Below are 12072 nucleotides of genomic sequence, written 5' to 3'. Positions count from 1 at the left end.
GGTACGGGCTGGCTGCAGCGCGCGGCACGGCGGCAGGTCCGGCGCTCGCTCGGCCTGGCGCGTGCGCGGCAGGTGTTCAGCGGCGGCGCAGCGGCGGCGGCGTCGCTCGCCCGCTGGTACCAGGGCATCGGTGTGCCGATGGCCGATCTGTACCAGAGCGCCGAGACCTGCGGGCCTTGCCTGCTGCTGCCGTCGATGGCGCGCATCGCCGGCGATGGCGAGCTCCAGCTCCAGCCCGTGGCCCTCGCGGCCGGCTATTGGCATGAAGGCGACTTGCAGCCGCTCGCGTCGACGCACGATGGCTGGCTGCACACCGGCGACCTCGCGGTCAGCGATGCAGCCGGCGCGTTGCGCGTGGTCGGGCGCCTGTCGGAATCCTTCGCGACGGCGTCGGGCGAGCGCGTTGCGCCCGGCGCGATGGAGGCGGCGCTGCAGGCCAGCGCCTTCATCGCCGGCGCCATGCTGGTCGGTGCGCGGCGCAGTCATTGCGCCTGCCTGGTGTCGCTCGAAGAAGAGAGCGTGCTGACCTACGCGCAGAGCCAGGGCATCCCGTTCACGGATTACGCAAGCCTGGTGCTGCGACCGGAGGTGACCGCGCTGGTGCAGGCCGAGATCGACCGGCTCAATGCCTCGCTCGCGGAGGGCCGCCGGATCCGAAGCTTCGGTGTGCTTTTGCGCGCGCTGTCGGTCCACGACGAGGAGATGACGCCGGCCTTGCGCATCCATCGCCGTCGGGCCGAGCGCAGCTTTTCCGAGCAGATCGAGGCGCTCTACAGCGCTTGAATGCAAAAAGCCCGGGCAGCCTCGCTGGCGAGGGGCCCGGGCTGTGCCATGCGTGCGCGACTCAGGCCGGCTGCGCTCCGAGCATGCCGGCCAGCCGTGCCGTGATCAGGCCATGGGCCTGGTCCATGATGCGGTCGATCAGCGCCTTGACCGTCGGCACGTCGTGGATCAGCCCGGCCACCATGCCGCAGCTCCAGGCGCCGGCGTCCATCTCGCCCTCGACCATCACGCGCGGATAGACCCCGGCGACCTGGTCGTAGACGTCGGAGATCTGCAGCGCCGCGCCCTTCTCGCGCTCGATCTGCAGGATGCGTTCGACGCCGGCGTTGTTCAGCACGCGCTCCGTGTTGCGCAGCGGGCGCATCACGAGGCGCGTRTCGAGCTCGCTCGCGGTCACGATCGCCTGCTTGACGTTGTCGTGCACCGGCGCCTCCTTCGTCGCGATGAAGCGCGTGCCCATGTTCATGCCCTCGGCGCCCAGCGCCAAGGCCGCCACCAGGCTGCGGCCGTCGGCCATGCCGCCCGAGGCGACGAAGGGAATGCGCAGTTCCTCGGCCGCGCGCGGTAGCAGGATCATGTTGGGCAGGTCGTCCTCGCCCGGATGGCCGCCGCATTCGAAACCGTCGACGCTGACCGCGTCGCAGCCGATCGCCTCGGCCTTGAGTGCATGCCGCACCGAGGTGCACTTGTGGATCACCTTGATGCCGGCCGCCTTGAGCGCCGGCATGTAGGCCTCGGGGCTGCGCCCGGCGGTCTCGACCACGCGGATGCCGCCCTCGGCGATCGCCGCGATGTACTCGGGGTAGGGCGGCGCCGAGAAGGTCGGCAGGAAGGTCAGGTTGACGCCGAAGGGCTTGTCGGTCAACTCGTGGCAGCGGGCGATCTCCTTGGCCAGCAGCTCGGGCGTCTTCTGCGTCAGGCCGGTGATGAGGCCGAGCCCGCCGGCGTTGGACACCGCGGCGGCCAGCTCGGCGAAGCCGACGTAGTGCATGCCGCCCTGGATGATCGGGTGCTGGATGCCGAAGAGTTCGGTGATGCGTGTCTTCATGTGGTTGTGTCGCTTGTCTCGGTGAAGGGGATGCGGAAAGCCGAATGCCTACCAGCGTTCCATGTAGGGCCGCAGGTCGAGCTCGAAGGTCCAGGCGTCGCGCGGCTGCGCGTGCAGGTGCCAGTAGTTGTCGGCGATGTGCTCGGGCTTCAGGATGCCGTCCTGGTCCTTCAGCGCGTAGCGCTCGGGGAAGCTGGTGCGGATGAACTCGGTGTCGATCGCACCGTCGACCACGACGTGCGCGACGTGGATGTTCTGCGGCCCGAGCTCGCGCGCCATGCTTTGCGCCAGTGCGCGCAGCGCGTGCTTGGCACCGGCGAAGGCGGCGAAGTTGGCGGCGCCGCGCAGGCCGGCCGTGGCGCCGGTGAAGAGGATGGTGCCGCGGCCGCGCGTCACCATGCGCTTGGCCACCTCGCGGCCGTTGAGGAAGCCGCCGAAGCAGGCCATCTCCCAGATCTTGAAGTACTTGCGCGCCGTCTCCTCGAGGATGCTGCAGGGCACGTTGGCGCCGATGTTGAAGACCATCACCTCGATCGGGCCGTGCTCGCGCTCGACCTGTTCGATGAGCGCGATCACGTCCTCTTCCTTGCGGGCATCGCTGCTGTAGCCGAAGGCCTGGCCGCCGCTGGCGCGGATGGCGTCGACCGTGGGCTGCAGCTTGTCGGCCGAGCGCCGCGTGAGGCAGGCGATGTAGCCCTCCCTGGCGAAACGGGCCGCGATGGCACCGCCCGTTGCATCGCCGGCGCCGATCACCAGCGCGACTTTTCCTTGACCTTGGGACTCCGCCATTGTGTCTCCTTCGATTGATGAATGACCGTTTAACTAAACGAACGTTAATCAAAGGGGCAAGGCGTGTCAAGCACCGACGCGCGAACCCGCGCCAATCCCTCAGGCCTTCTTGTGGCCCGGCGAGGTCGCGCAGGGGTGCTCGAGCGCGTACGCCTGGTCGATGAAGCGGCGGCTCGCGGCCAGCAGTTCCTTGCGCGTCTTCTCGCTCTCGACCGAACGCGCCAGCACGACGGCGCCGACGCACTGGGCGATCAGCGCCCAGGCGCCGTCGGAGTCGCCGATGCGGTCGCTCCAGTTCTTCTGCGTGCGCTTGAGGCTGGCCTCCACGGCGCGGCGCACCTCGGGGCCGGCGCGCGCGATCTCGGGGCCGAGCGCCGTCAGCGCGCAACCCTTGTCGGGGTTGTCGACGTGGAAGCTGCTGAGATAGCCGCGCAGGCAGCGCGCCACATGGTCGGCCGGCGAGTCCTCGTTGCCGGCGAGCATGTCGGCGCTGTTCTCGACCTCTTCCTCGATCAGCGCCTCGAACAGCGCCTGCTTGGACGGGAAGTGGCTGTAGAAGGCGCCGCCCGTCATGCCGATGGCGCCCATCAGCGCATCGACGCCGGTGGCTTCGAAGCCGCCGCTCTTGGCGATCGCTCGGCTGCTGGCGAGCAGCTTCTCGCGGACTTCTTGTTTGTGGGTGGCGGAGTAGCGCATGGGAGGCCTCGGTGGGAACCCTTGTTGACAATCAAAAAACAATAACATAACTTCCGTTCACCTAACGACCGTTTATTAAAGGATCACCGATGGGAAAGACCGTGGCGTTTTATTTCGATGTGGGAAGTCCGGCTTCGTACCTGGCGTGGACGCAGTTGCCACCCCTGTGTGCCGCGGCCGGCGCCGAGCTGGTCTACAAGCCGATGCTGCTGGGCGGCGTCTACCAGGCCACGGGCAACGCATCGCCCGGCGCCATACCGGCCAAGGGCCGCTACACGGTGCGCGACTACGAGCGGCATGCGCGCAAGTACGGCGTGCCCTACCTCAACAACCCGCACTTCCCGATCATCACGCTGTTCCTGATGCGCGCCGTGACCGGCGTGCAGTTGCGCGAGCCCGAGCGCCTGCAGGCGCTGCTGGCGGCCGTGTTCAAGGCGATGTGGATCGATGCGCTCGACCTCAACCAGCCGGCGCTCACCGCGAAGACGCTGGCGGATGCCGGCTTCGCGCCCGAGGCGATCCAGGCGCTGGCAGCCGACCCCGAGGTCAAGGCGGTGCTCAAGGCGACCACCGACGAGGCCGTCGCGCGCGGCGTCTTCGGCGCGCCGACCACCTTCGTCGGCGACGAGATGTTCTTCGGCCAAGACCGCATGGACATGATTCGCGAAGAGCTCGCGCGCTGAGCGCATCGAACACGACATCAGGAGACACCATGGAACAACGACGCTGGCATGCAGCCTATCCGCCCGGGATGGACACCGATATCGACCTGCCTGCGGGCGAGACGCTGGCGGCCATGCTCGACCGCTCGATCGCGTCGTTCGGCGATCGCATCGCGGTGACGGCGGGCAGCGAATCGCTGACCTATGCAGAGCTCGGACGGCTGTCGGATCGGCTCGCGGCGCATTTCGCCAAGGCCGGCCTGCGCCAGGGCGACCGCGTCGCGCTGATGCTGCCCAACGGGCTCGCCTTCCCGATCGCGATGGCCGCGATCTTGCGCAGCGGACTGGTCGGCGTGCCGGTGAATCCGCTCTACACGCCGCGCGAGCTCGCCCATCAGCTTCTGGATGCCGGCGTGCGCTGCATCGTGCTGGCCGAGACGCTGCGCGAGGCGCTCGAAAGCGTGATCCTCGAAGCGGGCGTCGAGCAGATCCTCACGGCGCCGACGGCCGGACTGCTGGCCGCGATCGGTGCCGAAGGCGGCAGCGCTGCCGGCGGCACGGGCCGGGCCATGCCGCTTGCGGCTGCGATCGCGCAGGCTGGCGATCTGCCGGTGCCGTCGATTCGGATCGAGCCCGGCGACGCGGCATTTCTCCAGTACACGGGCGGCACCACGGGCCTTTCGAAGGGCGCGGTGCTCACGCATCGCAGCGTCGGTGCCGGCGTGCTGCAGTCGCTCAGCTGGATGCGGCTCGCGGTCGACACCCGCGAATGGTCGGTGGTGGCGCCGCTGCCGCTTTATCACATCTATCCGCTGCAGGTGTCGCTGATCACCTTCCAGCTCGGCGGCGTGATGCGGCTGGTCGCGAACCCGCGCGACCCGGGCGCGGTGATCGCCGAGATGAAGCGCGCGCCGTTCCTGGTCTTCATCGGCGTCAACACGCTGTTCAACGCGCTGGTCAACGCGCCCGAGCTGTCGACGGTCGACTTCAGCGGCACCGGACTCGTGGTCGGCGCCGGCGCCTCGATCCAGCAGGCGGTGTCGCAGCGCTGGCATGCGGCCGGCGGCCTGCCGATCACCGAGGCCTACGGGCTCACCGAGACCTCGCCTTCGGCCACCTTCAACCCGCCCGGGCGCAACGGCTCGATCGGCATCCCGGTGCCGTCGACCGATGCCCGCGTGGTCGACGACGACGGTCGTCCGGTGGCGGACGGCACGCCGGGCGAGCTGCTGCTCAAGGGCCCGCAGCTGTTCGCGGGCTACTGGAAGCGCGAGGACGAGAGCCGCAAGGCGCTGACCGAGGACGGCTTCTTCCGCACCGGCGACGTGGTGGTGGCCGACGCCACCGGCGCGATGACCATCGTCGACCGCAAGAAGGACATGATCCTGGTGTCGGGCTTCAACGTCTATCCGAACGAGATCGAGGCGGTGGTCGCGATGCACGAGGGCGTGCTCGAGTGCGCCTGCATCGGCCAGCCCGACGAGCGCTCCGGCGAGGCGCCGCACCTGTTCGTGGTGCGGCGCAGCGAGGCCTTGACGACCGGCGAGGTCGAGGCGCACTGCCGCGCCAACCTGGCCGGCTACAAGGTGCCGCGGCAGATCAGCTTCCTGCAGGCGCTGCCGAAGTCGACGGTCGGCAAGATCCTGCGCCGCGAGCTGCCTCCGTCATGAGCGGATACGGCTACACCGCCCCGCTGCGCGATCTGCGCTTCGTGCTGCACGAGTTGCTCGACGTCTGCGCCACCATGCCCGGCGCAGGCGACGAGGCGCTCGACCCCGACACGCTCGACCAGATCCTCGAAGCTGCCGGCACCTTCGCCTCCGAGGTCATCGCGCCGCTCAACGGCAGCGGCGATCGCGAGGGCTGCCGCATGCCGGCCCCGGGCGTCGTCCAGACGCCGGCGGGATTCCGCGAGGCCTACGACCGCTTCTGCTCAGGCGGCTGGACCGCGCTGGCCTGCGACCCCGCGCACGGCGGTCAGGGCATGCCCTCGGTGCTCGACAACGCGCTGTACGAGATGTTCTGCGGCGCCAACATGGGCTGGGCCGCCTACCCGGGCATGTCGCACGCGGCCTACACTTGCCTCGCGAGCAACGGCGATGCCGCCCAGCAGGCGCTCTACCTGCCGCGCATCGCCTCGGGCGAATGGGCCGGCACCATGTGCCTGACCGAGCCGCACGCGGGCACCGACCTGGGCCTGCTGCGCACCCGCGCCGAGGCGCGCGGCGACGGGACCTACGCGGTCACCGGCACCAAGATCTTCATCTCGGGCGGCGAGCAGGACCTGACGGCCAACATCGTGCACCTGGTGCTGGCGCGGCTGCCCGATGCGCCGCCGGGCGTGAAGGGGATTTCGCTCTTCATCGTGCCGAAGTTCCTGCCCACGGCCGAAGGCGGCATCGGCCATCGGAACGCGCTGGCCTGCGGCTCGATCGAGCACAAGATGGGCATCCACGGCAACGCCACCTGCACCATGAACTTCGACGGTGCCAGCGGCTGGCTTCTGGGCGAGCCCAACCGCGGCCTGGCGGCGATGTTCGTGATGATGAATCATGCGCGCATCGTGGTGGGGGTCAACGCGATCGGGCTGATGGAGGCGGCCTACCAGAAGGCGCTGGGCTATGCCAGGGACCGCACGCAGGGCAGGGCGCCGGCGATGGCCGCGCGCAGCGGCCCGGCCGATCCCATCCTCGCGCACGCCGACGTGCGGCGCATGCTGCTGACCCAGAAGGCATACGTCGAGGGCGCGCGCGCATTCGCGCTGTGGGCCTCGCACCTGGCCGATGTCCCGCATCGCGGCGCGGACCAGGAGGAGCGCGAGCGATCGGCGATGCTGCTGGCGCTGGCGACGCCGATCGTCAAGGCCTTCTCGAGCGACCTCGCGGTCGAATGCACGAGCATGGCGATGCAGGTCTTCGGCGGCCACGGTTTCATCACCGACAACGGCGTCGAGCAGCACCTGCGCGATGCGCGGATCATCCCGCTCTACGAAGGCGCCAACGGCATCCAGGCGATGGACCTGCTGGGGCGCAAGGTGCTGGCCGATGGGGGTGCGGGGCTGGGTGTGTTCCTCGACATGGTCGAGCAGTTCGCGCAGGCGCAGGGCGAGGGCATGCGCGAGTTCGCCGAGCCCTTGAGCGACGCGGTGGCCCTGGCGCGCGGTACGGCACGCGAGCAGCTCGAGCGCACCGGCAGCGACGCCCACGCCGCGGGCGCGGCGGCCGTGCCCTTCCTGCGCCTGATGGGCCATGTGGCATTGGCCTGGATGTGGGCCCGCATGGCGGCCGTGGCGCTGGCGCGGCAGTCCCCGGGCGGCGATCCGATCTACGGCGCCAAGCTGGCGACCRCGCGCTTCTACTTCGAGCGGCTGCTGCCCGAGACGCAATCGCTGGCGGCCGTGCTCGGTGCGGATGCGTCGGCGTGGACGGCGGGGGAAATGGACTGGCTGTGAGGCAAAGGGCGCGACGCCCTACCCGTGCGAATGCCAAAGCACCGCGAAGAAGTGGCAGGCACTTCCCGCCAGCACGAACAGGTGCCAGACGGAATGCGCGAAGCGCACCTTGTTGTCGAACAGGAAGACCACCGCGCCGGCCGTGTAGGCCAGGCCTCCGGCCACCAGCCAGCCGAGCCCGGCGGCGCTCATGCGTTCGTGCAGCGGCACCGCGGCCGCCACGGCCATCCAGCCCATTGCCACATAGAGGCCGGTCGACCACAACGGATGCCGCAGCCGGTTGAACAGCTTGGCGCCGGCGCCCAGCGCCGCCGCGCACCAGATGGCGCCGAACAGCGCCCAGCCCCACGGGCCGCGCAGCACACCGAGCAGGAAGGGCATGTAGCTGCCGGCGATGAACAGGTAGATGGCCGCGTGATCCAGGCGGTTGAACCAGGCCTTGGCCCTGCCGAACGGCAAGGCGTGGTACAGCGTCGACACCAGGTACAGCAGGATCATCGTCCCGGCGAAGATGCTCGCGCCAACCACGGCGGCCGCGCCATGCTGCTGTGCGGCGCTGTACACCAGGATCGGCAGCGAGGCGATGGCCAGCAGCAGGCCCAGGCCGTGGCTCAGGGCGTTCATCACTTCTTCGGCAACCGTCTGGTCGCGTTCGGCGGCAATCATCCTGCAGGCCCTCAGCTGGCGGGGCCCTTGACCATCGCCATCGCCGAAGTGATCAAGGTCGACACCTCGGTCATGTGGCTCGGCACGATCAGCGTCGTCTTCGACTTGTCGGCCACCTTGCCGTAGGCCTGCAGCGCTTCCTCGGCGACCTTGAGCTGCACCGCCGATTGGCCGCCGGGCTTCTCGATGGCCTCGGCGATCCGGGCGATGGCGCCCGCGGTGGCTTCGGCCACGGCGCTGATCGCCGCGGCCTCGCCCTGCGCCTTGTTCACGACCGCCTGCTTCTCGCCTTCCGAGCGGGCAATGGCGGCTTCGCGCTCGCCGGTGGCGATGTTGATCTGTTCCTGGCGGCGTCCTTCGGAGGCCGCGATCAGGGCGCGCTTCTCGCGCTCGGCCGTGATCTGCGACTGCATGGCGTGCAGGATCTCCTTGGGCGGCGTCAGGTCCTTGATCTCGTAGCGCAGCACCTTCACGCCCCAGTTGAGCGCCGCCTCGTCGATCGCGGCCACCACCTGGGCGTTGATGATGTCGCGCTCCTCGAAGGTCTTGTCGAGCTCCAGCTTGCCGATCACGCTGCGCAGCGAGGTCTGGGCCAGCTGGGTGACGGCCACGATGTAGTTCGACGAGCCGTAGCTGGCGCGCATCGGGTCGGTGACCTGGAAGTACAGGATGCCGTCGACCGTGAGCTGGGTGTTGTCGCGCGTGATGCAGACCTGGCTCGGGACGTCGAGCGGCACCTCCTTGAGGCTGTGCCGATAGGCCACCCGGTCGATGAAGGGCACCAGGAAGTTGGCGCCGGGCAGCAGCGTGGCGTTGTACTTGCCCATCCGCTCGACCACCCAGGCGTGCTGCTGCGGGACGAACTTGACGGCTCTCGCGACGAACAGGATCGCGACGACGAGGAGAACGAGCGAAATTTCCATGAAGGCTTTCGGTAGTGATGGGTAGAGTTTTTTCGCGGTGCGTCAGCCGATGAACTCGACGACGAGGAAGTTGCCCTGCACGTCGACGATGCGATGGAGTCCGGGAACCGTGGGCGCGCCGGCCATGGGCTTGACCTGCCAGGTGGCGCCGCGGTAGCGGACCTCGGCCGTGCGGCCCTCGCTCCAGGCCGGGACCGTGACCTGTTCGCCGACGTCGATCTGCAGGTCGGACAGGCGCGCCTTCGGGCGGCGCGACGCGCGCAGGTACCAGCCGCCGACGAAGGCCATGCAGGCCACGGCGGCGCAGACGATCTGCGTCGGCATCGCGGCGCCGAGGTGGGCGGTCAGCGCGCCGACCGCGAAGCCGATCGCCACCAGCAGGGCATAGATGGTGCCGGTCACCAGTTCGAGGGCGACCAGCGCGAACGTCATCAACCACCAGAGCGTGGGGGCCGTCATATGCATCCTTTTCTGCGCCGGACAGCGGCGTGCCGCGAGGATAGCCCGTCGTTCGGTGCCCGCCTGCCGGGCAGGGCGATGCGAGCTGTTGACGAGACGCTTCTTGCGCTGGATCAGGGAAGTTCGGCAACGCGCGCGGAACGCGGATTGCACGACACCGAGTGCGGCCTCGCGGCCGCCTCGCCGAGGCCACCCGGGAAGGCGTCGGTCACAGCTACGTTACACTGCGCGCCGCTTGCAGCTTGCGTCGCAGGCTGCGCCGCCATAGGCAACATGGCGAAACCATCCATAGGAAATTTGAAGTGAACCGTATCGAACTGGTCGAGAAGATCGCCACCGCCCACAACGTCAGCAAGGCAGAAGCCGCGCGCATCCTGGAAACCGTCACTGGTTCCATCGTCGCTGCAGTGAAGAAGGGCGAGCCCGTCCAGCTGATCGGCTTCGGCACCTTCAAGCAAGTGGCACGCGCTGCTCGCACCGGCTTCAACCCCCAGGCGGGCGCCGCGATCAAGATCGCAGCCCAGAAGGTGCCGAAGTTCGTGGCCGGCGCAGCGTTCAAGGCTGCCGTCGACCCCAAGGCCGCCAAGCGCAAGGCCGACAAGGCTGCTGCGAAGCCGGTCGCCAAGAAGGCCGCCCCCGCCAAGAAGGCTGCCGCTGCTCCGGCCAAGAAGGCACGCAAGTAAGCCTGGCGTCCAGCAAGAAAGAACGGCCCCTCGGGGCCGTTTTTTTTGCTGTGAACGATGCTCAGGCCGGCGCCGGGCCGCCAGCGCGGCGCAGCAGCCGCAGGCCGTTGGCCACCACCAGCAGGCTCGCGCCCATGTCCGCGAACACCGCCATCCACATGGTCGCCGCGCCGAACACGGCCAGCGCGAAGAACACGACCTTGATCGCCAGCGCCAGGCTGATGTTCTGCCACAGCACCGCGTGGGTGCGGCGCGACAGGCGGATCGTCTCGGCGATGCGGCCGAGGTTGTCGTTCATGATCACCACGTCGGCCGCCTCCATCGCGGTGTCGGTGCCCGCCCCGCCCATCGCGAAGCCGATGTCGGCCCGGGCCAGGGCCGGCGCGTCGTTGATGCCGTCGCCGGCCATCGCGGTCGGGCCGTAGCGCTGCCGCAGGTCCTCGATGGCGCGCAGCTTCTCGTCCGGCAGCAGGCCGCCGCGCGCATCGCCGATGCCGGCCTCGCGGGCCACCGCCTGCGCGGTCGCCTGGTTGTCGCCGCTCAGCATCACGGGGGCCACGCCCAGGCGCTTGAGCTGCGCGATGGCTTCGATCGAGCTGGGCTTGATCGTGTCGGCCACCGCGAAGAGGGCGAGCACGCCGTGCTCGTCGGCGAGCAGCGTGACCGTGCGGCCCTGCGCCTCGAGCGCGCCGAGTTCGGCCTCGAGCGCGGGGTCGGCCTGCTGGCGCTCCTTGATGAGCCGATGGTTGCCCAGCACCAGCCGCCGGCCGTCGACCACGCCCTCGACGCCGCGCCCCAGCAGCGCCTTGAAGTCGTCCGCCTCGAGGGCCGGCTCCGCCAGGCCGGCCGCGATGGCTTGCGACACCGGGTGATCGGAGCGCGCCGCCAGGCTCTTGGCCAGCCGGTGTGCCCGGGCCTCGTCGGTCTGGCCCCACGGCCGGAATGCCACCAGCTTGGGCTTGCCCTCGGTGAGGGTGCCGGTCTTGTCGAGCGCCACCGCCTTCAGCAGGCGCGCGTTCTCCAGGTAGGTGCCGCCCTTGATCAGGATGCCGCGCCGCGCGGCCGATGCGAGGCCGCTCACCACGCTGACCGGCGTCGAGATCACCAGCGCGCAGGGGCAGGCGATCACCAGCAGCACCAGCGCCTTGTAGAGCGCGGCCAGCCAGGGCCAGCCCAGCAGCAGCGGCGGCAGCAGCGCGACCGCCACCGCCAGCGCGAACACCGCCGGCGTGTAGATCGCCGCGAAGCGATCGACGAAACGCTGGGTCGGCGCCCGGGTGCCCTGGGCTTCCTCGACCGCATGGATGATGCGCGCCAGCGTGGTGTCGCTGGCGGCCGCGGTGACGCGGAACTCGATCTCGCCGGCCTGGTTGATGGTGCCCGCGAAGACCGGATCGCCCGGGCCCTTGTCGACCGGAATGCTTTCGCCGGTGACCGGCGACTGGTCGATGCTGCTGTTGCCCCGCGTGACGACGCCGTCCAGCGCCACCCGTTCGCCGGGCTTGACGCGGGCGATCCTGCCGAGGGCGATCGCGCTGGCCTTGACGCGCAGCCACGCACCGCCGTCCTGCCGCACCTCGGCCTCGGCCGGTGCCAGGTCGATCAGGCCCTGGATCGCGTTGCGGGCGCGGTCGACCGCCCGGGCCTCGATCAGCTCGGCGATCGCGTACAGCGCCATCACCATGGCGGCCTCGGGCCACTGGCCGATCAGGAAGGCGCCGGTCACGGCCACCGACATCAGCGCGTTGATGTTGAGCCGGGCATGACGCAGCGCCGCCAGGCCCTTGGCATAGGTCTCGAGGCCGGCGAGCGCGATGGCCAGCGCAGCGATGGCCATCCCGGCGACCGTCCAGCCCAGCGTGTCCGGTGCGAAGTACGACACCCCTTCGGCCACGAGCGCTAAGCCCAGGGC

Annotated in this window: 11 protein-coding genes and 1 pseudogene; 5 read left to right on the top strand and 7 right to left on the bottom strand. The window is 69.6% G+C overall.

Annotated features, from left to right (window positions below; genetic code table 11):
• Window positions 1–783, top strand: a pseudogene (locus AC1D2K_RS18130) (hypothetical protein); the annotation flags it as partial.
• 61 nt (window positions 784–844) lie between these two features.
• Here the strand turns inward: AC1D2K_RS18130 and AC1D2K_RS18125 are convergent.
• The 3 genes from AC1D2K_RS18125 to AC1D2K_RS18115 all read right to left on the bottom strand — a co-directional run bounded on the left by AC1D2K_RS18125 (window position 845) and on the right by AC1D2K_RS18115 (window position 3316).
• Complete coding sequence (locus tag AC1D2K_RS18125) at window positions 845–1831, bottom strand: NAD(P)H-dependent flavin oxidoreductase (RefSeq protein ID WP_478090221.1); 987 nt, start codon at window positions 1829–1831, stop codon at window positions 845–847.
• 48 nt (window positions 1832–1879) lie between these two features.
• Window positions 1880–2620, bottom strand: coding sequence for an SDR family oxidoreductase (locus AC1D2K_RS18120; protein ID WP_478090220.1), 741 nt, complete (start codon window positions 2618–2620; stop codon window positions 1880–1882).
• Between the two features lie 99 nt (window positions 2621–2719).
• The gene (locus AC1D2K_RS18115) at window positions 2720–3316 is read right to left on the bottom strand and encodes a TetR/AcrR family transcriptional regulator (RefSeq protein ID WP_478090219.1); all 597 of its coding nucleotides are present in this window, start codon (window positions 3314–3316) and stop codon (window positions 2720–2722) included.
• Between the two features lie 89 nt (window positions 3317–3405).
• Here AC1D2K_RS18115 and AC1D2K_RS18110 point away from each other — a divergent pair, with 89 nt between their 5' ends.
• Genes AC1D2K_RS18110 through AC1D2K_RS18100 form a run of 3 tightly spaced genes read left to right on the top strand, consistent with a single transcriptional unit; the run spans window position 3406 to window position 7429 of the window.
• Window positions 3406–3999 (top strand): 2-hydroxychromene-2-carboxylate isomerase, encoded by a 594-nt coding sequence (locus AC1D2K_RS18110; protein WP_478090218.1) that lies wholly within the window; start codon window positions 3406–3408, stop codon window positions 3997–3999.
• 29 nt (window positions 4000–4028) lie between these two features.
• Window positions 4029–5648 carry an AMP-binding protein gene (locus AC1D2K_RS18105; protein ID WP_478090217.1) on the top strand — a complete coding sequence of 540 codons (1620 nt, stop codon included), beginning with the start codon at window positions 4029–4031 and terminating at the stop codon, window positions 5646–5648.
• Window positions 5645–7429 (top strand): acyl-CoA dehydrogenase C-terminal domain-containing protein, encoded by a 1785-nt coding sequence (locus tag AC1D2K_RS18100; protein ID WP_478090216.1) that lies wholly within the window; start codon window positions 5645–5647, stop codon window positions 7427–7429. Before AC1D2K_RS18105 ends, AC1D2K_RS18100 begins: the two co-directional genes overlap by 4 nt.
• A gap of 18 nt (window positions 7430–7447) precedes the next feature.
• Here the strand turns inward: AC1D2K_RS18100 and trhA are convergent, their stop codons facing one another.
• The 3 genes from trhA to AC1D2K_RS18085 are packed head-to-tail and all read right to left on the bottom strand — an operon-like array spanning window position 7448 to window position 9477.
• Window positions 7448–8095 (bottom strand): PAQR family membrane homeostasis protein TrhA, encoded by a 648-nt coding sequence (gene trhA / locus AC1D2K_RS18095; protein WP_478090215.1) that lies wholly within the window; start codon window positions 8093–8095, stop codon window positions 7448–7450.
• Window positions 8096–8106: 11 nt separating this feature from the next.
• Complete coding sequence (locus AC1D2K_RS18090) at window positions 8107–9018, bottom strand: SPFH domain-containing protein (protein WP_478090214.1); 912 nt, start codon at window positions 9016–9018, stop codon at window positions 8107–8109.
• 42 nt (window positions 9019–9060) lie between these two features.
• Entirely contained in the window at window positions 9061–9477 is a 417-nt protein-coding gene (locus AC1D2K_RS18085; RefSeq protein ID WP_478090213.1) for an NfeD family protein, read from the bottom strand.
• A gap of 284 nt (window positions 9478–9761) precedes the next feature.
• Here AC1D2K_RS18085 and AC1D2K_RS18080 point away from each other — a divergent pair, with 284 nt between their 5' ends.
• Window positions 9762–10160 carry an HU family DNA-binding protein gene (locus AC1D2K_RS18080; RefSeq protein ID WP_478090222.1) on the top strand — a complete coding sequence of 133 codons (399 nt, stop codon included), beginning with the start codon at window positions 9762–9764 and terminating at the stop codon, window positions 10158–10160.
• A 61-nt stretch (window positions 10161–10221) separates the two neighbouring features.
• Here AC1D2K_RS18080 and AC1D2K_RS18075 read toward each other — a convergent pair.
• On the bottom strand, window positions 10222–12072 hold a 1851-nt coding region (locus AC1D2K_RS18075), incomplete at its 5' end, for a heavy metal translocating P-type ATPase (RefSeq protein ID WP_478090212.1).

The organism is Variovorax sp. P1_H12_2 (assembly GCF_056405335.1).
Note: the sequence above shows the minus strand (reverse complement) of the source record. Positions and strands in the feature narration are given on the sequence as shown.